The sequence below is a fragment of the Micromonospora musae genome (genome assembly GCF_003626635.1).
In the GTDB taxonomy this organism is placed as follows: Bacteria; Actinomycetota; Actinomycetes; order Mycobacteriales; family Micromonosporaceae; genus Micromonospora; species Micromonospora musae.
Window position 1 is genome coordinate 124128 of record NZ_RAZT01000011.1, and the last position, 24348, is coordinate 148475.

Annotated in this window: 17 protein-coding genes; 7 read left to right on the top strand and 10 right to left on the bottom strand. The window is 71.2% G+C overall.

The window, feature by feature from the left end:
• Nucleotides 1–5 precede the first annotated feature (5 nt).
• Entirely contained in the window at nt 6–2885 is a 2880-nt protein-coding gene (locus D7044_RS22185; protein ID WP_120690088.1) for a transglycosylase domain-containing protein, read from the top strand.
• 136 nt (nt 2886–3021) lie between these two features.
• Here D7044_RS22185 and D7044_RS32170 read toward each other — a convergent pair whose 3' ends face one another.
• Nucleotides 3022–3873 (bottom strand): AfsR/SARP family transcriptional regulator, encoded by an 852-nt coding sequence (locus D7044_RS32170; RefSeq protein WP_158610024.1) that lies wholly within the window; start codon nt 3871–3873, stop codon nt 3022–3024.
• A gap of 256 nt (nt 3874–4129) precedes the next feature.
• On the opposite strand from D7044_RS32170, the gene D7044_RS22195 reads away from it, so the two are divergent.
• A complete protein-coding gene (locus D7044_RS22195) occupies nt 4130–5620 on the top strand; it encodes a glycosyltransferase family 87 protein (protein WP_120683055.1) in 1491 nt (496 codons plus the stop codon).
• 58 nt (nt 5621–5678) lie between these two features.
• Here D7044_RS22195 and D7044_RS22200 read toward each other — a convergent pair whose 3' ends face one another.
• The 5 genes from D7044_RS22200 to D7044_RS22220 all read right to left on the bottom strand — a co-directional run bounded on the left by D7044_RS22200 (nt 5679) and on the right by D7044_RS22220 (nt 14405).
• Nucleotides 5679–8651: a golvesin C-terminal-like domain-containing protein gene (locus D7044_RS22200; protein WP_147434703.1), complete on the bottom strand. Its 2973-nt coding sequence runs from the start codon at nt 8649–8651 to the stop codon at nt 5679–5681.
• 14 nt (nt 8652–8665) lie between these two features.
• Nucleotides 8666–10204, bottom strand: coding sequence for a chymotrypsin family serine protease (locus tag D7044_RS22205; RefSeq protein WP_120683051.1), 1539 nt, complete (start codon nt 10202–10204; stop codon nt 8666–8668).
• Between the two features lie 238 nt (nt 10205–10442).
• A complete protein-coding gene (locus tag D7044_RS22210; RefSeq protein ID WP_120690090.1) occupies nt 10443–10922 on the bottom strand; it encodes a DUF2690 domain-containing protein in 480 nt (159 codons plus the stop codon).
• Between the two features lie 106 nt (nt 10923–11028).
• Entirely contained in the window at nt 11029–13617 is a 2589-nt protein-coding gene (locus D7044_RS22215; RefSeq protein ID WP_233565085.1) for a hypothetical protein, read from the bottom strand.
• Entirely contained in the window at nt 13614–14405 is a 792-nt protein-coding gene (locus D7044_RS22220) for a deoxyribonuclease IV (RefSeq protein ID WP_120683047.1), read from the bottom strand. Before D7044_RS22220 ends, D7044_RS22215 begins: the two co-directional genes overlap by 4 nt.
• A gap of 741 nt (nt 14406–15146) precedes the next feature.
• Here D7044_RS22220 and rpsF point away from each other — a divergent pair.
• The 4 genes from rpsF (at nt 15147) to rplI (ending at nt 16796) form a co-directional block, all read left to right on the top strand.
• Nucleotides 15147–15437, top strand: a complete 291-nt coding sequence (gene rpsF, locus D7044_RS22225; RefSeq protein WP_120683045.1) for a 30S ribosomal protein S6 — start codon at nt 15147–15149, stop codon at nt 15435–15437.
• 80 nt (nt 15438–15517) lie between these two features.
• Nucleotides 15518–16054: a single-stranded DNA-binding protein gene (locus D7044_RS22230; RefSeq protein WP_187398745.1), complete on the top strand. Its 537-nt coding sequence runs from the start codon at nt 15518–15520 to the stop codon at nt 16052–16054.
• 41 nt (nt 16055–16095) lie between these two features.
• Nucleotides 16096–16335 carry a 30S ribosomal protein S18 gene (gene rpsR / locus D7044_RS22235; RefSeq protein WP_013289355.1) on the top strand — a complete coding sequence of 80 codons (240 nt, stop codon included), beginning with the start codon at nt 16096–16098 and terminating at the stop codon, nt 16333–16335.
• A gap of 14 nt (nt 16336–16349) precedes the next feature.
• On the top strand, nt 16350–16796 hold the full coding sequence (gene rplI / locus D7044_RS22240; protein ID WP_120683043.1) for a 50S ribosomal protein L9: 447 nt from the start codon (nt 16350–16352) through the stop codon (nt 16794–16796).
• A 116-nt stretch (nt 16797–16912) separates the two neighbouring features.
• On the opposite strand, the gene D7044_RS22245 is transcribed toward rplI, so the two are convergent.
• On the bottom strand, nt 16913–18496 hold the full coding sequence (locus D7044_RS22245; protein ID WP_120690091.1) for a hypothetical protein: 1584 nt from the start codon (nt 18494–18496) through the stop codon (nt 16913–16915).
• Nucleotides 18497–18896: 400 nt separating this feature from the next.
• On the opposite strand from D7044_RS22245, the gene dnaB reads away from it, so the two are divergent.
• A complete protein-coding gene (gene dnaB, locus D7044_RS22250; protein WP_120690092.1) occupies nt 18897–21722 on the top strand; it encodes a replicative DNA helicase in 2826 nt (941 codons plus the stop codon).
• A gap of 189 nt (nt 21723–21911) precedes the next feature.
• On the opposite strand, the gene D7044_RS22255 is transcribed toward dnaB, so the two are convergent.
• Genes D7044_RS22255 through D7044_RS22265 form a run of 3 tightly spaced genes read right to left on the bottom strand, consistent with a single transcriptional unit; the run spans nt 21912 to nt 24309 of the window.
• Nucleotides 21912–22307 carry a TFIIB-type zinc ribbon-containing protein gene (locus D7044_RS22255; RefSeq protein WP_120683038.1) on the bottom strand — a complete coding sequence of 132 codons (396 nt, stop codon included), beginning with the start codon at nt 22305–22307 and terminating at the stop codon, nt 21912–21914.
• Nucleotides 22308–22326: 19 nt separating this feature from the next.
• Complete coding sequence (locus D7044_RS22260; RefSeq protein WP_120690093.1) at nt 22327–22959, bottom strand: phosphoribosyltransferase; 633 nt, start codon at nt 22957–22959, stop codon at nt 22327–22329.
• Between the two features lie 9 nt (nt 22960–22968).
• Nucleotides 22969–24309, bottom strand: coding sequence for a glycosyltransferase 87 family protein (locus D7044_RS22265; protein ID WP_120683034.1), 1341 nt, complete (start codon nt 24307–24309; stop codon nt 22969–22971).
• Nucleotides 24310–24348 lie beyond the last annotated feature (39 nt).

Genomic DNA, 24348 nt, shown 5'->3' on the forward strand with positions numbered 1-24348 from the left:
GAGGAATGAACTCGTACGGCGATCCCAGTTCGCGCGGGCGGGCACAGATCCCGAATCCGAGCGGAGGCCCCGGGCGGGGCGCGGACGACGGCTACCGGCGTGAGGACGCGCGCGGTGACGGCTGGTCGGCCCCGGAGGCATCCGCCTCCCCCGGACGCGCCTCGGTGACACCACGCGGCACGAGCTCGGGCGGGCGGGCCTCCGTCTCGCCCCGGGGCGGTGCCTCGGGCGCGGCGTCCGTCGGCTCGGCCTCGGTCGGTTCGGCCTCGACAGGTCGCTCCGGCCGGGCGTCCGTCCCGGTCTCACCGGCGCCGGGTGGCGCGTTCGGTCGCGGAGGCGCCGGCCGGGCCTCGGTTCCGGTCTCCCCGGCCGGACCGGCGGGTCGGGCCACCGTCGGTGCCGCTGCCGTGGGCGCGGCCTCCGCCGGGCGAGCGAGCGTGGGATCGGCGTCGGTCGGCGGTCGGGCCTCGGTGGCCCGGGCGAGTGTCCCGCCGGGCGCGGGTGGCCCGGGCGGCCCCGGTGGGCCCACCGGACCGCGTCGCAGCCGGGGTGCGGGTGACTCCGCCGCCGCGGCGCGGGCGAAGAAGCGCAAGCGGATGAACATCGTCATCGCCGGCTTCGCGGTGCTCATCATGCTCGCCGGCATCGGCGTCGTGGGCTTCACCTACTACTCCACCAACGTGGTGCTGCCCGAGGCGCTCAACCCGCCGCAGGCGACCACGCTCTACGCCGCCGACAACAAGACGATCATCGCGAAGGTGGGCCAGGAGAACCGCACCCTGGTCACCATCGACCAGATCCCGAAGTACGTGCAGGACGCGGTGGCCGCGGCCGAGGACCGGAACTTCTACCGGCACTCCGGTGTGGACTACAAGGGCATCGCCCGCGCCGCCTGGAACAACTTCACCGGCGGCGACAAGCAGGGCGCGTCGACGATCACCCAGCAGTACGCGCGCAACGCGTACGACAACCTGAAGGACGACACGTACGCCCGGAAGGTGAAGGAGGCGATTTTCGCCTCCAAGCTCAACGATCAGTTCTCGAAAGAGAAGATCATGGAGCACTACCTCAATGTGATCTACTTCGGGCGGGGCGCGTACGGCATCGAGGCGGCGGCGCAGACCTACTTCGGCAAGTCGATCAGCAAGGTCACCCCGGCCGAGGGCGCCGTGCTGGCGGCGCTGATCAAGCAGCCGGAGCCGAGCTCCACGCACCAGGGTTACGACCCGGCGATCAACGAGGTCGACGCCAAGGGCCGCTGGGACTACGTCATCAAGGGCATGGTCGAGGAGGGCTGGCTCAACGCCCCGGGCAAGGAGCCGGCGCCGACCGAGTACCCGACGAAGACCCTCAAGCCGCCGAAGAAGGGTGGCGTCGGAATCGACTTCGGCGTCAACACCCCGTACGGCAACGTGATCAACTATGTCCGGCAGGAGATGCGGGAGAAGGGCATCTGCGTCGAGGACGAGGCGTCCGCCACTGAGGCCAAGCCGCTCTGCTCGCAGGCGCTGATGTCGGGCGGTTACCGGATCCGCACCTCGATCGACACCAAGATGCAGCAGGCGGCGCTCGAGGTCGCCCAGCGGAAGACCAAGGGCTCGGAGCTCGCCGGCCAGCCGTCCAACCTGATGGCCGCGGTCGTGGCCGTCAACCCCAAGAACGGTCGGGTGCTCGCCTACTACGGCGGTGACACCGGCGTCGGCACCGACTACGCCGGCAAGAACACCGACACCATGGGCAACGTGACGGGCGGCCACTCGCCCGGCTCCAGCTTCAAGATCTACACGCTGGCGGCGGCGCTCAAGGCGGGCAAGTCCCTCCAGTCGCGCTGGAAGGGCAAGGGCTTCACGCCCGACGGCGTGAAGTTCAAGGTCAGCAACGCGGGCAACGACGACCCGAGCTGCCACAACTCCTGCACGCTGCGGGAATCCACGCTGATGTCGCTGAACGTGCCGTTCTACTACGTCACCGAGGAGCTCAATCCGAGCAAGGTCATCGAGATGGCCCGGGACGCGGGCGTCACCACGATGTGGCGGACCGACACCAGCCCGCAGAAGCCGTACGACCTGGTCAAGTCCGACCCGAAGGACATCGCGCACCCGAACGGTCCGTTCTTCAACGTGCTCGGCTACGGCCAGTACCCGATCACCGTGCTGGACCACGCCAACGGCGTCGCCACCTTCGCCAACGGCGGCGTCTACAACAAGGCGCACTTCCTCGTCTCGGTGCAGCAGCAGGACGACGCCGGGAAGTGGAAGACGGTCGGCGGCGAGAAGCTCGATCCGAAGCAGCGGATCGACAAGGACATCGTGGCCGACGTGACCTCCGTCCTGGAGGACTACCCGGCCCGGACGCACCACGAGCTCGCCGACGGCCGGAAGGCGGCCCAGAAGACCGGAACGTGGGAGCAGAAGGCGGACAGCCCGGAGAACGGCGACGCGTGGATCGTCGGCTACACCCCGCAGGTCGCCACGGCCGTCTGGGTCGGCAACGTGAAGGACCGCAAGGCGCTGAAGACGAAGGACGGGACCCGGATCAGCGGTGGTGGCCTGCCCGGTGAGATCTGGGAACGGTTCATGAACAAGGCGGTGAAGGGGATGGACAAGCTGGACTTCCCGCCGGCGGCGAACATCGGTGACAAGGAGTCCGGCAACGGCGAGATGCCGAAGCCGCCGCCGACCCCGCCCGACCAGCCGTGCAGTGATCCGTTCGGCGTGCTCTGCCCGCCCAACGGGGGCGGTAACCCCGGTGGCGGCAACCCCGGCGGCGGTAACCCTGGTGGGGGTAACCCCGGGGGCGGTGATCCCGGCGGGAATCCGCTCTTCCCCGGCGGTGGTGGCCGTGGGGGCGGACTGCTACCCAGCACACCCCCGGATCGCTACTGACCCGACCTGACGCCGCCGGCGGCCGGACCTCTCTCCGGCCGCCGGCGGCGTTTCACGTGCTGGGGAGGCGAGCGCGACGGGTCGCTCGGGGGACGATCAAGGGGAGTCGACGACGCCCGGCAGTTGACGTGCGGCTTCAGCCGGTAAGGATCTGAAGCAGTTGCAGGGCTCGGGTGGTCTCCGTCAGGGCTCGCTGCAGGGCCTCGACCGCCTGGAGGTTCACCGGCACGTCGACAGGTGCTGGGAACTCCCCCGGTCGCCCGGTGAGCCGGCTCTCCAACTCGTGCACCTCCTGCCCGGCGTCGATGCCCAACTCGTCGCGCAGCGTCGCTCGGAGTCGGGCCAGGACCTGCAGCGACTCGGCGGTCCGGGAACCGGTGTGCAGCGCCTCCGCCAGGTGGCAGTGCAATTTCTCGTGATACGGATATTGCCTCGCCCAGGCATGGAGGTCGGGAATCAGCACACTGTGGTGACCGCGGGCGAATTCAAGCGTGACGAGGCGCTCGACGGCCCGCAGTTTGGCCTCCTCCCAGGCGGACTTCTCCGCGTTCAAGGTGGGGGAGGTGATGTCCTGAATGGCGGGGCCACGCCAGAGGGAAAGGGCGTCCCGCAGGAGCCCGATGGCCCGTTCGAATTCACCGCCGTGACTCGTCGAATTCGCCTCCGCGCAGATTGCGCGGAACCTGAATGCGTCCACCCGTTCCTCGGCCGCTTCCAGCACGTAACTGGTGCCGTGCCGGATGATCCGCTGTCCGGCGTCGTCGAGCGCCAGCATCGAGCGGAGTTGACCCAGCCGATTCTGTACCTGTTGACGGGCGGTCACCGGCGGTTGCTCGTCCCAGACGACATCGATCAGTCGATCGATGGGGACCGCCCGATTGACATTCAGGATGAGTGCGGCGAGTAGTTTCCGGTTGCGGTCTCCGGAAAGATGGATAGCGGACGGCCCGGATCTGATCGACAGGGGGCCGAGGATGCCGAACTCCATTTTCTTCCCCCGAGTGCTGCTAATTGCGCTTGCACAGAATAGCCGGGTTTCGATCCTTGTCAAGAGAACCGGTTTGGGCTCTCTTACCCTTTCAGGACGTACGCCCCCGATTTCGGTTATCGCCACTTGTGTGATCCGCCCGGACGCGACGTGCCGCTCGGGTGCGGTCTCGCCGTGAACGGAGGACGCGCGGGCGGACGCGTCCCGACCTGGATGAACTTCAGCGCAGGTGGGGCATGCGGCAGGATGCCTTGTCATGAGCACCCAGTCGACACCCGGCCACGGCGATGCCGGCAGCAGCGACCACCCGTCCCGCTCCGACGGGTTCGTCCGTGGGGTCTCCGGGCTCATCGGCGGCCCGCTGGGCGATCACGCCGTGACCCTCGACCGCCCCGCCGGCCGGGAACGGCGCTTCTGGACGGCGGCCCGGATCGTGCTGGCCCTCGCCTGCCTCGCCCTGGCGCTGCACTGGGTGCAGAAGTCCCCGTGCCAGGACGGCGCCTGGCAGAACAACGTGCAGTACACCCGGTTCTGCTACACCGACGTGCTCGCCCTCTACTACGCCGAGGGGCTGAACGAGGGCAAGGTGCCCTACCGGGACCACCCCGTCGAGTACCCGGTGCTGACCGGGTATTTCATGGGCGCGCTCGGCCTGCCGGTGCACGCCCTCGGTCAGGACGACCCCGGCATCAACCAGGGCCAGTGGTTCTACAACCTCAACGCGCTCGTGCTCGGCGCGCTCGCCGTCGCCACGGTTGCGGTGATCCTGGCCCTGCGCCGCCGACGACCCTGGGACGCCGCGCTCTTCGCGCTGGCGCCGGCGCTGGTGCTCACCGCCACCGTCAACTGGGACCTGCTCGCCATCGGTATCGCCGCGTTCGGTCTGCTCGCCTGGGCGAGACGAAGGCCGGTGCTGGCCGGCGCGCTGCTCGGGCTGGCCGGCGCCGCCAAGCTCTGGCCGCTCTTCCTGCTCGGCCCGATCCTGGTGCTCGCCGCCCGCGCCAACCGGCTCCGTGCCGCGCTCAGCGCCGTCGGCGCCGCCGTCGTGGCGGCGATCGTGGTGAACCTGCCGGCCGCCGTGCCGTACTGGGAGAACTGGGACCGCTTCTTCGAGCTGAACAGCACGCGCGCCATCGACTGGGGGACGCTCTGGTACATCGGCCGCTACCTCGACGGCAAGGTCGGTGGTGAGGGCCCGTTCGACTGGTTGAACGGCAACATCCCCACGCTCAACCTGCTCTCGTACGCCCTCTTCGGGCTTGCCTGCCTCGGGGTGGCCGCGTTGGCCCTGCTGGCGCCCCGCCGCCCGCGGCTGGCTGCGCTCGCGTTCCTGGTGGTCGCCGCCTTCCTGATCTTCAGCAAGGTGTGGTCCCAGCAGTTCGTGCTCTGGCTGCTGCCGCTCGCCGTGCTCGCCCGGCCGCGCTGGGGGGCCTTCCTCGCCTGGCAGTTCGCCGAGGTCTGCTACTTCGCGGCGTTCTACGGCGAACTGCTCGGCGCCTCGACGGGCCGGGCCGTCTTCCCGGAGGGCGTCTTCGTCTTCGCCGCCACGCTGCGGCTGGTCACCGTCGTGGTGCTCTGCGGGCTCATCGTGCGCGACATCCTGCGCCCCGAGCGCGACGCGGTCCGGGCCACCTACGCCGACGACCCGGACGGCGGGGTGCTCGACGGCGCCCCCGACGCCCCATGGCTGGACCGGTGGCGGCGGCGCGACCAGCTGCCGGCCGAACCGTTGCCGGTGGCCGGCTGACCTGCGCCGGAACGCCGCCGGGGGTACGCGGCTCGCATACCCCCGGCGGGTCGTCCGGTCAGATGCCGCCCGGCACGAACGCCACGGCGTCCATGCTGATCGTCTTCTCCGACGCCGCCGAGCGGCTGGTGTCCAGCCGGACGTAGGCGCCGGAGCGGAGCTGGTAGTTGCCCAGGAACGCCCACCTGCCGTGGTACGCCTCCTGGTCCACCTTCAGCATCCGGATCCGGCCGTCACCGGTGTTGACCTCGTAGTACGCGTCGTTGACCCGACCGCCGGTCGGCGGGACGTAGACGAAGACGCCGCTGCGGCCGGTATGGCTGGACGGTGGCGCCCAGGTGGCCACCACCCGGAACTTGGCCGACCCGCGAGCCCGGGTGAACCAGTGGTGGCCGCCGAATCCGTTGTCCAGCTGATGCGTGTCGATCTTCGACGTGTACTCGCCGGGCCAGCCCTCCGCGAACTCCATGACGAAGGTTCCGTCGTTGCGCGGCGCGTTGCCGCAGCGCGGCATGGAGGTGCCGGAGGAGATGCTGTCGACGATGAGGGCGTTCGCCGGCAGCGTCGCCGCGGTGCACTGCGGCGGGTTGTGCGTGCCGTCGACGGGCTCGGCGTAGTTGTCGGGCACGTCGTACCGGATTCCCTCGAAGCCGCAGCTCTCCTCGCAGTCGCCCTTCCAGGTGACCGGCGCGTGATACCAGCACTTCAGGTCGTACTGACCCGAGCCGTTCTTGTGCAGGCACGGACCCGGCGGCTCCTGCTCGAGACCGGGCTCGTTCGGCTGCACCCGGGCCAGCGGGTCGCAGTTGTTCGAGCTGTCGCAGAAGAGCCGCATGTCCGGCTTCTGCTGGGTCCGTCGGATCCGTGCGTCCAGCGGCTCCCCGATCCAGAACGCGGTGCGGAAGCCGACCCCGTCGTCGCCCGTGTCGATCGACTGCGCCGCCCAGCCGATGACCTTCTCCTGGTACGGCCAGTCCTGCGGGTGCGCCGCGTCGCTGAAGACCGGGACGTTGTCATCGAGGTCGAACGGGTTCCGCACGTCCAGGAACGGGTGCCGCGCCGGGTCGTACCGGGGGTTGATCGGGTTGTTGCTCCAACCCACCCCCCACGGCCCGCCGTCTCCCTTGGACGGGTAGAAGCCGCTGTTGTAGGCCCACGCCGCGAAGTACCAGTTCTCGACCATGGTCGGGTCGCCGTTGTTGATGACGAGACCGTTGGAGTGGGTCTGGTTCCACTTGTCCTGCAGGATCTGCAGCGAGGCGGCGATGTTGGCCGCGTAGTCCAGCGCGATGGCCCGCTGCTGGACGGCCGGCCGGGCCACCTCGCCCGGCTTCTCCTTGCCGGCCTTACGCATCCCGTCGGTCACCTGACCGACGCCGTAACCGCAGTCCGCCTCGTCCCAGTGGATCCGCCAGTCGTCGCTGGTGTCCTCGTCGTAGTAGTTACGCCCGTAGTAGTTGCCGATCAACGGGTTGCCGTACTCGCCGGACTCGGTCTGCGAGGCCTGCCACAGGTTGGACTCCTGCGCCAGGATGCCGAGCATGATCTGCGCCGAGACGTGGCCGCCGCCGGCCAGCGTGCGCGGCGGGAACATCCCCTGCGGGGAGTACGCCGGCAACCCGAAGTTCTTGAAGTTCGCCGGTCGGGACTGGGTGAGCGCCCCGAAGATCGCGTAGTCGACAGCCCACTCGATCTGCCGGGGGCGCGGGTGGTACGCCATCGTCTTCATGTCGTTGCGCGGCACCGCGCACCACGGATCCGGGTCCTCCGGGTCGAAGCGCGTCATCAGGTCGTCGTCCGCGGCGGCCGGGGCGACCTTCGCCCGGCTGGTCGTACCCGCCGCGGTCGCGCCCGGACGGCCCAACGCGGGGCTGCCCTCTGCCGCCCCCGCCGTGGCGGTGTGCGTCGGCGCCACCTGGAAGGAGACCGCCTTACGGGTCTGCGGCACCACCGCCGTCAACCGGACCGGGGCCGCGACTGCCGAAGCGGTGCCGCCCGGAAGCGTCTCCTCGGCGGTCATCGTCCGTTCGAAGGCGAGCCGGCCGGTCGTGGAGACCTCCGCCGTGGCCGGCACGTCGAGCCGCTGCACGGTCGCCGGCAGCGCCGCGACGGTGGACGGCTTACCGGTCAGGAAGACGCGCCCGCCGGCACCGCGTTCCAGCCCGAAGGCACCCACCCCGCCCTCGGCCAACGTGACCTGCCGGCCACCGGTCAGCCGGCGAGCCCGCATCGAGGCGCCGTCGAGTTCGAGGTAGTTGACCCCACCCGAACCGTCCGGCCGGATCGCGAACGGCACGTTGCTCGCCTCGGCGAGGTCCGTCGTACCGCCCTTGCCGTCGACCTTCGTGAGATAGGCCCCGCGCGCGCCGACGAAACCGTTCCCGACCGGAACGGTCGACGTGAGCTGGCCCTTCACCGTGATCTTCGGCCCCAGCTTCGCCCGCTCGGCATCCAGCCGCAGCAGCCGCGTGCCGGGCCGCTGCTCGTCGCCCTCCTGCGTCAGCGCCACCGCCTCTCCGGTGCCGCAGCCGGGATTGAAGTAGGCGAGGCTGGTCGTCACCGGCAGCTTCGTCACCCCGCCGGTCTCCAGATCGACGACGGCGGTGAAACCGCCCCGCGCACTGAGCTCGGCCTTGTTGGTGAAGGTCCGCGGCGCGTACACGACCACGGCCCGCCGCCCCGAGCCGGTGACGCACGCGTTGCCGATCCAGCGGTCGGTGTCGAACCCGCTCTCGCTGAGGGTGGCGACGGTGCGCCAGGCGTAGCCCTCGGCCGCGTCGGCGACCAGGACGTGGAAACCCTCCGCGTCCCCGGCCGTGGTCCAGGCCCGGTCCGGCGACGACTGCCACCCGGTACCCATCACCCGGTCCCGCTCCGCCTCCGCGACCGCCGCGACGCCGGCCGGCTCACGGGTCGGCTGTGGCTTCGCCTGCGCCGGTGGGACCCACAACAGCGCGAGGCCGACCGCGCCGGCCGCGGCCAACGCCACCGGTCTGCCGGTGCGGGCCCCGCTCCTGCCGATCAAACTCATCGTTCCCCCGTTCTTCACGGCCGGTCGTTCCTTGAGGTCAGCAAAGTGATGTCCGGGTACGCGGCGAAGATCTGGTCGGCCCCGATGATGTGGAAGTTGGTCGGGTTCTGCAGGTAGCCGTCGTGCTGGTGGACGAGGAGGCCCCTGATGGTCACGCCGGTGTCGTCACCGTCGGCCGGCACCGTGTAGACGGCGGCGCCCATGTCTCCCGGTGCGAACGCGAACTGTGAGCAGTCCGTGTTGTCCATGAAGTCGAACGTGTTGCAGACGCTGCCGTCCGCCAGCACGTAGGGCCGGCGGGCGGGGTGCACCGGCCCGTCCTCGTAGTGGGTGCCGAGGTTGGTCATGTTCTGCGTCAGGTTGGAGTCACCCTGCGAGGTCTGGATGAGCGCGCTCTCCGTGCCGACCTCGTCGCCGATCGTGGCGTCGCAGAAGGATCCCAACTCGGCCGCGGAGACGCATACGCTCTGCCCCGCCACCGGCTCCGCCCAGTCGCTGATCTGCCAGCCGACCTGCGTCCAGGGATCCCCGTCGTAGAGGAACGGCTCGGCGCCGCCGACCGGAACGGTCAGCGAGACGCCGGACGACGCCACCACCCCGATGCTGGTGCTCTTCACGTTGACCGGGTCGCCGCTCGCGTCGACGAACTGCCGCTGCGGCCCACCGCAGCTCAGCGGCTGAACCATGAGTTCCTGGCCGGTGCCCTTGAAGATCGCCGGGAAGCCGGAGGTGCAGTGCCACTTGTCGTCGGCTCGCACCACCTTGCCGGTCTCGTCGTCGCGGACCTGCCAGCCCTCGTTGCCCCCGGTCGCCTCGGAGTTGATGAGGTGCGCCCCGCCCCACGCCGGGACGGCGTCGTCCTGCCGGCTCGGGTTCGGCCAGTCACCGAAGGCCAGCGCACCCATCGAGCCGCCGGTGCCGCTCGTGCGGGCGGTACCCGGAGCGGCCGGTGCGTCCGTCCGGCCCGACCCGGAGGCCGACGTGGCGGGCTTGGTGGCCTTCGGCGTGGTCCGGGCCAGTGTCACGGGCACCGGGGTATTCGCGAGGGCGGCCGGTGTCTTCGCGCCGGTCACCGTGGCGGTGATGCCGCTGCCGGTCACCGGGTAGCCGATCGAGACGACCGAGCGGTCGCCGGAGGCGGCGAGCTTCCGGCGGATCTCGTCGGCGGCCCGGCCCAGCTCCTCGGCGGAGTGCGCGGCGGGGCGTACCACGACCGGCACCTTGGCCGACTCCTGGTCGATCGTCTTGCGGCTGGACGGCGGCACCGGACCCTTCCAGTAGACGGTCACCGTGCCGTCGCGCAACGCCACCCCGGCGAAGCCGGGCGCCTTGGCGGCCTTGGCCGCCGTACGAATCCGTAGCGCCGCCTTCACCAGCGGCTCCTCGCTGGCCATCCGCGCCCGTTGGGCGGGCGTGACGGAGTGCTCGCCGGAGCCCGACGCCGCCGTGGTCGTCGGCGCGGACGGTGGCGGGGCGGCCGCGTGCCGCTGCTCGGCGTGTACCGACGCCGGCTGGACGGCGAGGATGGTGGCGGCGAGGCACGCCGCCGTCAACCATCGTCTTGTTCCTATCCGCTGCTTCAACTGATCCCCTCTGGTCGAGATCGGTCGCGCCGCGACGGGAGGTGCCGACGGCGCTACCAGTGAGGGGCAGCATCACCGGGGCGCTCACCGCGGAATCACGGTCGGCACATCGCCGGACCACTGTCGCGCAGCCGATCGCCCGGGGGGTACGACGACGGACCGGGCGGCGCAGAGTCGCGCCGCCCGGTCCCGTGTTCCGGCTACCGGCTCAGTACCGGCCGGTCGTCCAGACCGTGGGGCCGGCCGAGGCCCGCGCCTCGGCGAGCAGGTTCGCGTCGTTGACCATCTGCGAGTAGTAGGCGCCCTTGAAGCCGTTGTACTCGACGCGGAGCCGGCCGTCGGGGTAGTAGCTCCGGATGTACGGGTAGTAGTAGTCGCTGGGGACCCGCGTCCAGGCCGTACGGCAGATCGGGCTGTAGCGCAGCTCCAACGTGATGCCGGCGCTGGTGTTGACCCGCGCGGTGATCGCGTCCGCCGAGCAGGTGGTGATCCGGCCCGAGTAGTAGATCGCGTAGACGGAGGGGTCCTTGCCGTCGCAGCTCGAGCCGCAGCCCGAGTTGGCCGCGATGGTGAAGGGGTTCGCGGCGGTGCCGAGGGCAGCGGCGGTCGCCGCCTGTGCCGGGATGGCGACGGCCAGGGCGGCCAGCGTGGCCAGCCCGGCGACGATGGTTCGGATACGTGCTCTCATTGCGTGGTTCCTCCTGCTCCGCGGGCCCGTCCTGCTGCCGGCCCGTTCGTCGCGGGAAGCCTCACACCACCCGGCACCGCGTCACCACGGCCGGATCACCGCACCGTCACCGCGTGGGCAGCCCGGTCGGCAGGCTCGTCGGCAGCCCGCTGGGCAGGTTCGTGGGTAGCCCGGTGGGCAGGTTGGTGGGTAGCCCGCTGGGCAGGTTCGTCGGTAGCCCCGTGGGCAGGTTAGTGGGCAGCCCCGGCTGGTCCGACTGCGTCGGCTGCGGCTGAGGTGCGGACCCCGGCTCCCCCGGTGAGAGCCGGTAGACCACCGCGTCGCCCATCTCCTCCCGGGTGATGCCGAGGGAGTCCACGGGCAGGTCGACGGAGATCTCCCACGGGGTGCCGGCGAGCTGGTCCCGCAGCAGCACCACGTTGCGTACGCCCAGCGTGCGCAGGTAGTCGACGCTGGTCTGGTCGGGGAACGACTGGGTCACCCGCCGGACGTCGTCCAGCTGGCGAGGGGTGAAGCCGCTGCCGCCGTTCACGACGTCCTGGAAGTGCGAGGTGGACCAGAGCATCACGTGCTGGTCGAGGCTCTGGTTGCTCGGCAGGACCAGCATCGGACCGTCGACCAGGCGCAGGGCGGTCGGCTGGGCCGGGGCCACCGGGTGCGGCGTGGTGTTCAGCCCCTCGACCGCCACCAACAGCAGCGGCAGCACGGCGGCCAGCCGCAGCCACGGGCCCGGCCAGGACGGGATCCGCTGCCGGGCCAGCTCGTACACCCGGTCGGTGAAGGCCGTGACCGCGCCCGCCGCCAGCAGGCAGAGCAGCAGCGTGACCCAGAGCATCAGCCGACCCGGCGTACGCAGGCCGTTCCAGCCGGGCAGGTGCTCGAAGAGCGGCACGTAGGTCCAGGTGCCGCCGAAGAAGCGGGTGCCCATGGCGAGCACCATCGTGCCCACCACCCCGGCGAGCAGCAGCAGGCGCTGCCGCAGCTTCCAGACCGAGAAGAGGAGGCCACCGGCGGCCAGGGCGTAGAGCACGAACCCGGGCAGCAGCGTCATCTCCGGATGCCAGGGCAGCGCCGCTCGCGCGCCCTCGTGCAACCCACCCCAGATCCGCGACTCCGCCGGTGCGGTGACGAACCCGGAGGCGGGCGGGGAGAAGAGGCCGATGTCGCCGACCGAACGCTCGGCGTTCGGGTGCAGCTCGGTCACCTTGAAGTACGGGATTGCCATCAGCAGGCCGACACCGGCGAAGAGCGCCCCGCCGACCAGGTTGGCCACGAGCAGCCGGATCCCGAACGGCCGCCGTACCGCCCAGAACCAGGTCCGCCGGACGTACCAGGTGACGACCGCGACGAGCACCGCACCGCCGAGGAAGTACGCGAACGGCAGGCCGATGCCGAAGCCGAGGCTCAGTTGCCAGGCGGCCACCAGCCAGCCGGCGTAGACCCAGCCGTCGTGCCGTAGCTCGGGCCGGTAGCCGTGCCGCAGCGACCAGCCGTGGCCCCGGGCCAGCATGGCGAGCGCCAGCGGGATACCTCCGTTGGAGAGCACGTGCAGGTGCCCGGCCTGGGAGAGCAGCCACGGGGCGTACGCGAAGGCCACACCGGCCACCGCCGCGCCCATGCGCCCCGAGCCGAGCTGCCGCGCCAGCGCGTACGCCCCGAACGTGGCGAGCGCGTGCGCCAGCACGAACATGATGTTGTAGCGGAGGACGGCGGCCTCGGGGCCCGTACCGATCATGCCTGCCGGGGCGTAGCCGAGCAGGGTGTCGGAGAACGCGAAGCTCCACAGCTCAGGGAAGAAGCTGTTCGACTGCCACAGCTGGGCCGGGTTGGCCAGCAGGATGTGCCCGGACCAGGCCATCTGCCAGGCCTGCAGGCTCGGATCCCAGGTGTCCTGCGGCATCGTGTAGAGCGGATAGCGCAGCGTCGGCCAGGTCATCAGCACCGCGAGGGCGAGCGACCCGAGCGTCGCCAGGGTCCACTCGTGAATCAGAGACCGACCGACCGCGCGGGCCATCCGGCGGGGACGGCCGGGGGTCGCCTCGGGAGCCGGGCCGAAGGCGGTCCACGGGTCCTTGGCCTCCACGGCCGTGTCGCCCGTCTTCTTCTCGCCCGCCTTCTGCTCCGCGTCCGCGGCGGCGTCCTTTCCGGACGGCCGGTCGCCCGAGCTGCCCCTGGCACCGGGGTCGAGCTCCGTTTTCGTCTGCTCACCGTCGCCGGCCCCGCCGGAGCTGCCGCTCTTCCCGTTGCCGGCCGTACCGTTCGCGCCGGTTTTGGCGTCGGCCGCGGTGCCGCTCGCGCTGCTCTTGGCGTCGGCCGCCGTGCCGTTCGCGCCGCTCTTCTTCTCGGCTGCGGTGCCGCTCGCGCTGCTCTTGGCGTCGGCCGCCGTGCCGTTCGCGCCGCTCTTCTTCTCGGCTGCGGTGCCGCTCGCGCTGCTCTTGGCGTCGGCCGCCGTGCTGGCTCCGCCGGTTCCGCGCTCCGCGCCGTTGCCGTCGGCGGCGGGCTCCGGGTGAGCGGTGGTCGTCGGGTGGGTCCGGCCGGCGCCGTCGGCGGTCCGGTCATCGCTACCGGATGTGCCCGCGCGGCCCTTGCTCCCCCCGTCCTCGACCGTCGGGTGCGGTGCCGGTCCGCTGGTGGGTCGCTGGCTGTCGCCGGCCGGCGCGGGGGCGCCACCGGTCTCCGACTGTCCGGTCGTCATGCCGCAGGGCGCTCCGTCCCGAGCTGCTCACGAAGGAAGGCGATGTCGTCGGCCTGGCCGTCGACGCCGCCGGGGGTCTCGACGACCACCGGCGCCCCGGCCGCCCGGATCACCGCCACCACGAGGTCGGGGTCGATGGTGCCGCCCCCGAGGTTGTCGTGCCGGTCCTGCCCGGAGCCGAAGCCCCCCTTGGAGTTGTTGGCGTGCACCAGGTCGATCCGCCCGGTGATCGCCTTGACCCGGTCGACCAGGCCCAGCAGCTCCTCGCCGCCGGCGTGGGCGTGGCAGGTGTCCAGGCAGAAGCCCACTTCGTACTCACCGACGGCGTCCCAGAGCCGGGCGAGCGCGTCGAGCCGCCGCGCGCAGGCGTTCTCACCGCCGGCCGTGTTCTCGATCAGCACCGGCACCTCGAATCCGCCCGAGTCCGCGGCGTACGCGAAGGTCTTGCGCCAGTTGTCGAAGCCGACCGCCAGGTCGTCGCCGGCGTTGACGTGCCCGCCGTGCACGACGAGCCCCTTCGCGCCGACCGTGGCGGCGGCGCCGGCGTGGGCGAGCAGCAGCTTGCGGCTGGGGATCCGGATCCGGTTGTTGAGGGTCGCGACGTTGATGACGTACGGCGCGTGCACGTAGACGTCGACCTCGGCGTCGCGTAGCTGTGCGGCGTCCTCTCGGGGCATGGGGGCCTTCCATCCCTGGGGGTCCGAGAGGAAGAACTGCACGGCGTCGGCTTCTCGGGCGGACGCCTCCGCGAGCGGGTCTGTCGAATCGACGTGGGCTCCGATACGCATGAAGGCGAGCCTACGTCGAGGCTTCGACGCGGGGAATCACGGCGGGACCGAGTCGCTGCCGGACGTCGTCACCCGCGGACCCGGCGGTCGTTGATGAGGTGGGAGGGAAGTTCGTGATCCGCTGCCCTGACTCGTCGGCGTCGCCGCTGTCGTACATCGGGACCACGGCAGTCCGCCTTCCCTGATGCGGGGCTCCCTCGTCGCGCGGCCCGGCGTGGCGAGGGTCTGCCCGGCCAGGCCGGGAAGCACCGGAATTTTCGCGAGAAATTACGCCAATCCCCCCAACAAGTGACGAGAGCCGTTGTATCGTCAGGTAACAACACGATAAAGCTCCGCGGGGCGTCTCCGGTCCAACCTCATCGGTGTGGTCGTTCCTCCCCAGGTCCCACCCAAGGAATGCGGACGGGACGCCCCGCGGCCTCTTCGACGGGGGTCCGCTGCCAGCCTGGTGCTCGGCGCGGGCCCCCGTCGCCGTCTGCCTGTCGCCGTCTGCCCGTCGGCGTCTGCCCCGCCGCCGTCTGCCCCGACCGGCGCACTCCGTCGTCGAGCCGGGGCTGTGGGCCGGCGGCGACCCGCGCCCAGCCCAGCGGACGGCCGCCCGGGCATGATCGTCCAGACCGGGTATCCTGGTCCGGTTGTCCGCGTCCGGGCGGGTTCCCCCGACTCCGGCGCGGTCCACGACGCACGACCTCCTGCCACGGAAGGACCGTGGCCGCTTAGCCCACAGGAGGTGAGCACGTCTTGCGTCATTACGAGATCATGGTGATCCTCGACTCCAGCCTCGAGGAGCGCACCGTCGCCCCGTCGCTCGACACGTACCTGAACGTGATCCGGACCGCGGGTGGCTCGGTGGAGAAGACCGACGTGTGGGGCCGCCGGCGCCTCGCGTACGAGATCAACAAGAAGGCCGAGGGCATCTACGCCGTCATCGACCTGCAGGCGACGCCTGCGGCGGTGGCTGAGCTGGACCGTCAGCTGCGACTCAACGAGTCCGTGCTGCGTACCAAGGTCATTCGGCCGGAAATGCGCTGAGCGTATCCAACCCGGTTCGCCCGGATCAGCCTCATCCACGCTGTCGTACGGCTCTGGGAGCCTGTACGGCGAGACGATGAGTGCGCGAGGAGATGGTCATGGCAGGAGACACCACCATCACGGTCATCGGCAATCTGACCGATGACCCCGAGTTGCGGTTCACCCCCTCCGGGGCTGCGGTCGCCAAGTTCCGCGTCGCCTCGACGCCCCGGTTCATGGATCGGGCGTCCGGCGAGTGGAAGGACGGCGAGCCGCTGTTCCTCGCATGCACCGTCTGGCGCCAGGCCGCCGAGCACGTCGCCGAGTCGCTCCAGCGGGGCGCCCGGGTGATCGTGTCGGGCCGGTTGCGGCAGCGGTCCTACGAGACCCGCGAGGGCGAGAAGCGCACCGTCATCGAGCTCGAGGTCGACGAGATCGGCCCGTCGCTGCGCTACGCCACGGCGAAGGTGCAGAAGATGGCCCGCTCCGGCGGCAGCGGCGGCGGCTTCGGTGGTGGCGGTGGTGGCGGCCAGGGTGGCGGCGGAGGCAACTTCGACGACCCCTGGGCTTCGGCCGCGCCCGCCCCCTCGCGTTCCGGTTCGGGCGGCGGATCTTTTGACGAGGAGCCCCCGTTCTAATGGCGCCGAGCGCCCGTGATCGCAAACCAGGAGCAAGAGCAATGGCCAAGGCTGCGGCACTTCGCAAGCCGAAGAAGAAGGTGAACCCGCTCGACAAGGACGGGATCACCTACATCGACTACAAGGACACCGCGCTGCTGCGGAAGTTCATCTCCGACCGCGGCAAGATCCGCGCTCGGCGGGTGACCGGCGTGACCTCGCAGCAGCAGCGGCAGATCGCCCGTGCGGTCAAGAACGCCCGTGAGATGGCGCTCCTGCCGTACACGGCCACCACCCGCTGAGAGGAGGCGCCGAAATGAAGATCATCCTTACCCAGGAGGTTTCCGGCCTCGGTGCCCCTGGCGACATCGTCGAGGTGAAGAACGGCTTCGGCCGTAACTACCTGCTGCCGCAGGGCTTCGCGATCGCCTGGACCAAGGGCGCGGAGAAGCAGGTCAGCCTGATCAAGCGGGCCCGTTCGGCCCGCGAGATCCGCGACCTCGGCCACGCCAACGAGGTCAAGGGCCAGCTCGAAGGCCTGAAGGTGAGCCTCAAGGCCCGTGCCGGCGACGGCGGACGGCTCTTCGGCTCGGTCACCCCGGCCGAGATCGTCGATGCGGTCAAGGCCGCCGGCGGCCCGGCTCTCGACCGGCGTCGCCTGGAGGTGCCCGGTCACATCAAGTCGACCGGCGCCTACCCGGTGCGGATCAAGCTGCACCCGGAGGTCACGGCCTCGTTCAACCTGAACGTCGTCGCGTCCTGAAGCATCACGCACCACCCGGAGCCCGCACCGATCGCTCGGTGCGGGCTCCGGCCTTTTCCGAGCAGATCGCAGCGCGACTCCGGTAGGGCGCGCGGCGGCGGGTCGAGCCCGGCCGGTCAGCCGATCGGCTGACCCGTCACGACGCTGATCAACACCGTCGACAGGCCGCCGCCGACCACCGCCGAGGCGAGCGCGATCATCGTGGAGCGCCACGTCGTTCCGACCTTGCGCAGCAGGGCCGCGACCACGAGGCTGCTGGCCAGCGCCACCCCGAAGCGGGGCGCGCCGGCGAGTAGCGAGCCGAGCGCGTGAGCCCGGTCCGAATCGCAGCCTCCACCGGTGATGTCGGTGACGCAGCCCGCCGGTGGCCGCGCGTCGAGGGTCAGCAACCACGCGAGGACCAGAACGGCCGGAATCAGGTAACACGCCGCGGTGTAGAGCAGCGAGCGGAGCGTTCCACCCGGATCCGGGTCGAGCAGATCGTCCTCGAGACGCCGCGTCCAGGTGCGCGACGACCCGACCGGGTCGACTTGCCGGCGCGGCGGCGTGCGGCCCGTGCCCCGGGGCGCCCCGATGGGGTCGGTGCGCCGCCGACTCGGCCCGTACGCACCCGGCGCGCTTCGCGGCCGCGGCGTCGAATACGCCACCACGGGTGAGCGCGGCGCGGACGCCGCCGGATCCATCCAGCGCGGGTCGTCACCCGCCAGTCGGGTACCCGCCCAGAAACCCTCGTCCTCGCCGGACCCGCCCGGACCCTCCTCGGCGGCGACCCGTCGGGAGCGCGGCGGCTCCGTGCGGTCCCACCCGCCCGCCTCCCGGTCCCACCCGGCCCCGTGCCGGTCCCACTCGCCGGTGTGGTCCGGCTCCGCCCAGCGGCCGGTGAGCTCCGACCGCTCCCACTGGCCGGTGTCGTCCCACCGGTCGACGCCGCCCACCGTCGGCCAGACGTGCACCCCCGAGGCGTCCCACGGCTTCGTCTCGACCGTCTTCGGCGTCGGCTGCGGCCCGGACGCGTCCCACGGATCCACCGCCGGTGGATACGTCGGTTCGGTCTGGTCGGCCCGCCGCGCCGTCGTCGGCTCCCACGGGTCGACGGCGGGCCGAGGCTCCTCCTCCGCCGCCCGCCTGGCCCGCCGGGTGGGCCGCGCCCGCTCCGCGGGAGCGGCCGGCTCCTCCGACTCCCCACCTCCCGACCAGATCACCTGAGGCCGCCCGGCGGACGACCGTCGAGGTCGGCGCGACGCGATCGGGCCGGAGGTCGGCCCGTCCTGCGCCGGGTCGGCTCGCCGGCTACCCACATACCCCTGGTCCTGGGGGCGGTCGAGCGTCCACTCCGCGGTGTGGTCGGAGACCGAGCCGGTGGGGGTCGATGACCTCTCCCGCCGGCTGCCGGTGCTGTCGACGGCGCGCCGACCCCTTCCGGAGTTCGGCCGAACGGCCTCGTCATCGTCGTCGGGCGCGGCGTGCCGTCCACCGCCGTCGGCCCGGCGAATCCCGGAATCGACAGCCCAGCCCGGCAGGTAGGCGTCGACGGGCTCGTCCTGCCCCCGGTCGCGTGGCCGGCGACGACTCGGCGTCTGCCCGCGCGCGTCGGAGCGGTAGGGGGCGACCGGGTCGGGCGCCACGCTCTCGTCCCATGAGGCGATCGGTTCACGCGCGCGCGGGCGGCTCTCCCCGCGTCCCCAGTCCCGGTAACTCACGGCCGGAGCGTGACCCTTCTCAACCGTTGGCGCAATGCGCTGCGCAGGTGTAGCCATCCGGTGGAGATAGTACGGGACGGAGGACGGCCCGATCTGACCGAAAACTTGTCATCCACAGGCTGGGGATCGCGTAATCCCAGCTCAACGCGGGTGTCATGGCGAATTCCCCAACGGTTGTCCACAGCCTGTGCACACCCTGCGCACATGTCCGCCCACCGGCGTCCACAGGTTGTCCCGAGGCTCGTCCACCGCCGGTGTTGAGTCGCTGACCTCGGGTTCCGTATGGTTGGCCCCCGACCGTCCGCGCGATGACCCCCGATCGCGCCGGGTCCGGTCGACAGGAGTGTCGCACCCGGAGGGAAAAGCCGGGGCGAGGATCCGACGCAGCGGAGGGGGGACCGTGTCGGTCACCGACGACATGCGGGCGGAGTCGCGCGCCGGAGGGCAACCTCAGGTGCCTGCCCAGCAGAGCGGTCAGTTCGAACGCACCCCGCCCCAGGACATAGCGGCCGAGCAGTGCGTCATCGGCGGCATGCTGCTCTCCAAGGACGCCATCGCCGACGTCGTCGAGATCCTCAAGACCAACGACTTCTACCGGCCGGTGCACGCCACCATCTTCGACGCCATCCTCGACATCTACGGCCGGGGCGAGCCGGCCGACGGGATCACCGTGGCCGCCGCGCTGGCCGACTCGGGTGATCTCGCCCGTATCGGCGGTGCCCCGTACCTGCACACCTGCATGGCGGCCGTCCCGACCGCGGCGAACGCCGCCTACTACGCCCGCATCGTGAGCGAGCGGGCGGTGCTGCGCCGGCTGGTCGAGGCCGGCACCAAGATCGTGCAGCTCGGCTACGGCACCGCCCAGGGCGGGAGCCGCGAGGTCGACGACATCGTCGACCTCGCCCAGCAGGCGGTCTACGACGTCACCGAGCGCCGGGTCACCGAGGACTTCGCCGTCCTGGCCGACATGCTCCAGCCGACCCTGGACGAGATCGAGGCGGTCGGCGCGCAGGGCGGCGTGATGACCGGCGTGCCGACCGGCTTCACCGATCTGGACCGACTGCTCAACGGCCTGCACGGCGGGCAATTGATCATCGTGGCCGGGCGACCTGGTCTGGGGAAGGCCCTCGCACTCGACACCCCGCTTCCAACCCCCGAGGGCTGGACCACCATGGGCGAGGTGAAGGCAGGCGACGAACTACTGGCGGCGGACGGCAGCCCTACCACGGTCACACACGCCTTCGACGTCATGTACGACCGCCCCTGCTACGAGGTCGAGTTCAGCGACGGCACGGTGATCGTGGCGGACGCGGAACACCTGTGGAAGACCACGACCCGGGCGAGCCGCCGGCAGGGCCCGGAGCATCCGAGCCGGCACTGGGCCGAGTCCTCGTTGACCAAGGTACGGACGGCGCAGGCCACACTCGTCGGCGACGGGAACGAGCCGATCACCCTGGCCCGGGTGCTTGAGCACGTCGGTCCGGAGTTTCGGCACACCCTGCACACCGTCGCCCGCGAGGTCGGCTCGACGGCACGGATCAGCCGTCCCGTTGTCAGGGCGGGCCAGCAGCGCAACTGGACAGCGCCGGGATACCCGGCCCGGCCGCTGCTGACCGCGCTGCTGGAACGCGTCCAGCGCCCGGTCAACGCGGGCAACCGAGCCCGCCACGAGAGCGTGGTCACCACCGCTGAGATCGCTGCGACGCTGCGTACCGCTACCGCAGACCGACGGCTCAATCACGCCGTGAGCAACTGCGGGCCGCTACGCCTGCCGGAGCGCGACCTGCCGATATCGCCGTACACGCTGGGGGTCTGGCTCGGCGACGGACACGCCGACGCGAGCCGTTTCACTACCGCCGATGCCGAGATGCTCGCGCACGTGGAGGCGGACGGGTATGTCATCCGCCCCAGTGGCCCGATGGTCTACACCATCCTGCTGCCCAACCCGCCCACCTCGCTGAGGGCCGGAATCTGCGTTGACTGCGGCCAGTCCACCCGAGCTTTGCGTGAGAACGCGACGACGCGGCGGTGCGCCGGCTGTCACAAGCGGAACGGATCGTTCCTCGGCCTGCTTCGACAGGCCGGTGTCACGGATGACAAGCACATTCCCAGTACGTACCTGCGCGCCTCGGAGGCACAACGACGAGCGCTGCTCGCCGGGCTGATGGACACCGACGGAACGGTCGCTCCTGCCGGGAACCTTCAGTACACCTCCACCTCGAAGCGGCTTGCCGAGGACGTACGCGAACTGGTGGTCGGTCTCGGCTACCGCTGCACGGTCAACACGAAGTCCGTGCGTGGACGCACTGAGGCCTCCTCCACGGCATACACCCTGAACTTCTCCACCCCAGATCCGATCTTCCGTTTGGCGCGGAAGCGGGCGGCACACGAAGCGCGCCGGCGAACGGTCTCCGACGTCCGCACGACATCGCGGTTCATCGTCGACGTCAGGCCGGTTCCGAGCGTGCCGGTCCGGTGCGTCACCGTTGACAATCCCGAGCATCTCTACCTCGCCAGCAGAGCAATGATTCCCACCCACAACAGCACGGCCAGCATGGATTTTGCCCGGAATGCGGCGATCCGCGCCAACCAGGCGTCCGCCATCTTCTCGCTGGAGATGAGCAAGGTCGAGATCGTCATGCGGCTGCTCTCGGCCGAGGCGCGCGTCCCGCTGCACGTACTGCGCAGTGGCCAGCTCTCCGACGACGACTGGACCAAGCTGGCCCGCTGCATGGGTGAGATCAGCGAGGCCCCGCTCTTCGTCGACGACACGCCGAGCATGAACCTCATGGAGATCCGAGCCAAGGCGCGCCGGCTCAAGCAGCGGCACGACCTCAAGCTGATCGTCGTCGACTATCTCCAGCTGATGACCTCACCGAAGCGCACCGAGAGCCGCCAGCAGGAGGTCGCGGACCTCTCCCGTGGCCTGAAGCTGCTGGCCAAGGAGGTCGAGTGCCCGGTGATCGCGGTCAGCCAGCTGAACCGTGGCCCGGAGCAGCGTACGGACAAGCGGCCCCAGCTGTCCGATCTTCGTGAATCGGGCTCGATCGAGCAGGATGCTGACGTCGTCATCCTGCTGCACCGCGACGACTACTACGACAAGGAGTCGCCTCGGGCCGGTGAGGCGGACTTCATCGTCGCCAAGCATCGAAACGGGCCGACTGACACGGTGACCGTCGCGGCCCAGCTGCACCTGTCCCGCTTCGTCGACATGGCGATCGTCTGAGAGCCGGCTCCGTCGACCTCAGCCGAGCAGCGGAGAGCATCGCGGCGCAACACGAGGCGTTGGCGGAGGCGTACCAGGGCACCACTGCTCATCGGGTCGGCCTCGCACGGAGGCCGCTAATCCGCTGGTCACGACCGGACGGCCGGCCCTCGGCACTCGCCGGGCCGGCCGTCCGCTCGTGTGGCGACCTCAGCCGAAGAAGTCGTCGAGGAAGCTCTTGTGCTTCTTCTTCCGGTAGTGGCCGTGGTAGCCGTGGTGCTGCTGCCCGTGGCCGTACGCCGGGGCCGGCGGGTAGCCGTGCGCCGGCGGTGGCGGCGGCACTGCGCCGTAGCCGGGCTGGTGCGGGGCGGGGGCCGGGGGCGGCGGGTAACCGGCCGGCTGGTGGGCCGGTTGATGGGCCGGCTGGCCGTGGGCAGCCGAGCCGGCCTGCTGGTTGCTCCAGTTCGCCTCCGCCGCGAACAGGTTTTCCAGCTCGCCGCGGTCGAGGAAGATTCCTCGACACTCGCCGCACTGGTCGATGACGACGCCGCTGCGTTCGTACTGGCGCATTTCTCCGTGGCACTTGGGACAGGTGAGACTCATCACCCGAAGGTACCCGGTCGGGTCACGCAGTTGCCGTCAACGCCTGCACGACTTCGTCGTCGTCCACCTCGTGGAAGTCCTCGTAGTAGGCGCTGACCGCGATGAACTCCGGCGGGCACTGTACGCAGACGACCTGGTCCGCCTCGGCCGAGAGCGTCTCCTTCGCCTCCCGTGAGCCGACGGGTATCGCGACCACCACCCGCCGGGCACCGAGCCGGCGGGCCACCTCGACGGCCGCGCGGGCCGTGGCGCCGGTGGCCAGGCCGTCGTCGACGATCACGGCCGTGCGGCCGGTGAGGTCCAACGGTGACCGCCCGGCGCGGTAGAGCTCGTCGCGGCGCTCCAGCTCGGCCTGTTCGCGACGGTTGGTGTCGGCGATGTCGTCTTCGCTGAGCTGGTTGGCCACATGCTCGTTGAGCACCTGCACGCCGCCCGGACCGAGCGCTCCGAATGCGACCTCGCGGGCCCAGGGCATGCCGAGTTTCCGGATGACCAGCACGTCCAGGGGCGCGCCGATCCGCTCGGCGACCACCTGCGCCACCGGCACTCCGCCGCGTACGAGGCCGAGGACGATGACGCCCGATTCGCCGGCCAGCCCGGTGAGTTCGTCGGCGAGCGTCCGACCCGCCTCGGCGCGGTCGCGGTAGGTCGTCATGACTCAGGTCTACGCCCTGCCGCGCTCCATCGCCTGCCAGTTGACGGAAAGAGCCGGGTTCGCGTCCGCGCGGTCCGGGTCCCGCACGGCGGCCGCCCAGGCGAGCAGTGCGATCGGGTAGAGCAGGTACCCGAACCGGGTCGACGGCATGAGCGCGATCGCGGCGAGCAGCCCGTACCCGCAGACGAGCGCGGCGGCGAAGGCGGTGCGCGGCGGCCGGCGGAAGAGCCACCCGGCGATCGCCGCCCCGGCGGCGACGAGCAGGCCGGCGGCGATCAGCCGGCCGCCGGGCAGCCCGCTCGCGATCAGGTGACCGGGGAAGGGCGACTGTGCGGGGCTGGTGACCAGGCCGTGCCCGAGGGGGAAGCGGAGCACGTTCTCGACGAGGGCGTCCCGGTCGACCAGCAGGGCGGGCAGCAGAGCCGCGACGGGCAGCCCGATCGCCCCGGCGGCCACCCGGAGGCCGGCCCGGCGGGTCGCGCCCCAGATGATGAGGACGAGGGCGACCGGCCAGGCGAAGAGCTTGAGCGCACCGGCCAGGCCGACGGCGAGGCCGGACCATCCGGCCCGCCCGGTGGCGGCGAGCGAGAGGGCGAGCAGACAGAGGGCGAGGACGGGAAGGTCGTCGCCGCCGGTGGCCAGGGTCAGGGCGCAGATCGGCAGCACGGTGGCGGCCTGCACGCCGCGGAGCAGATCGGCGGCGTGACCGATGGCCGGGCGACCGGCGGGGCCGGTGCCGGCACGGCGCAGGACTGCGACGGCGAGGACGAGGGCGACCGCGGTGCCGACCGCGAACCAGACCCGGGCGTCGGTCCACCAGCCGGCGGCGGCCGCTCGGGGCAGTCCGAAGAGTGCCATGCCCGGTTGGTAGGGGGTGTAGCCGAGCAGTCGTTCGTCGGCGGGCAGGGCGGCTATGGCGTCGTGGCCGAGGTACGGGGTGCCGTGCTCGACGAGCCGGGCGCCGGCCTGCTCGACGACGAGGACCTCCTCCTGCGCCCGGTCGGTGCGTCCGGCGGCACGTTCGGCGCTCTGCCGGGCCAGCGGTAGCAGGGTGGTCGTCGCCCACGCGAAGGCGGTGATCGCCCAGCGGGCCGACAGGCCGGTCAGTGCGGAGTCGGGTCGGCGGTGCCGGAGCAGCAGCTGGACGGTGACGGCCAGCGCTGCGACGAGGTAGCCGACGGCCGCGGTGCCACCCCAGGCGCGGTGCGGCAGCAGCGTCGAGGTGACCGCGGTGATCGCGGCGAAGACGGCCGACACGGCGTAGAGCGCGAGGTCGAGCGGGAGCCCGCCTCCGGCGGAGCTGAGGGCGTGCCAGCCACGGGGGCGGGGAGTCGGGGCTGCGGCGGTCACGCGGGCAAGTGTGGCAGACGGTCGACGTACCGGCTCGGG

Excerpts from the sequence above, each read along its gene's own strand:
- rplI (WP_120683043.1), top strand. The coding sequence starts at position 16,350 with ATGAAGATCATCCTTACCCAGGAGGTTTCCGGCCTCGGTGCCCCTGGC.
- D7044_RS22260 (WP_120690093.1), bottom strand. The coding sequence starts at position 22,959 with ATGACGACCTACCGCGACCGCGCCGAGGCGGGTCGGACGCTCGCCGAC.
- D7044_RS22215 (WP_233565085.1), bottom strand. The coding sequence starts at position 13,617 with ATGACGACCGGACAGTCGGAGACCGGTGGCGCCCCCGCGCCGGCCGGC.
- D7044_RS22210 (WP_120690090.1), bottom strand. The coding sequence starts at position 10,922 with ATGAGAGCACGTATCCGAACCATCGTCGCCGGGCTGGCCACGCTGGCC.
- D7044_RS22185 (WP_120690088.1), top strand. The coding sequence starts at position 6 with ATGAACTCGTACGGCGATCCCAGTTCGCGCGGGCGGGCACAGATCCCG.
- D7044_RS22195 (WP_120683055.1), top strand. The coding sequence starts at position 4,130 with ATGAGCACCCAGTCGACACCCGGCCACGGCGATGCCGGCAGCAGCGAC.
- rpsR (WP_013289355.1), top strand. The coding sequence starts at position 16,096 with ATGGCCAAGGCTGCGGCACTTCGCAAGCCGAAGAAGAAGGTGAACCCG.
- D7044_RS22200 (WP_147434703.1), bottom strand. The coding sequence starts at position 8,651 with ATGAGTTTGATCGGCAGGAGCGGGGCCCGCACCGGCAGACCGGTGGCG.
- D7044_RS22220 (WP_120683047.1), bottom strand. The coding sequence starts at position 14,405 with ATGCGTATCGGAGCCCACGTCGATTCGACAGACCCGCTCGCGGAGGCG.
- D7044_RS32170 (WP_158610024.1), bottom strand. The coding sequence starts at position 3,873 with ATGGAGTTCGGCATCCTCGGCCCCCTGTCGATCAGATCCGGGCCGTCC.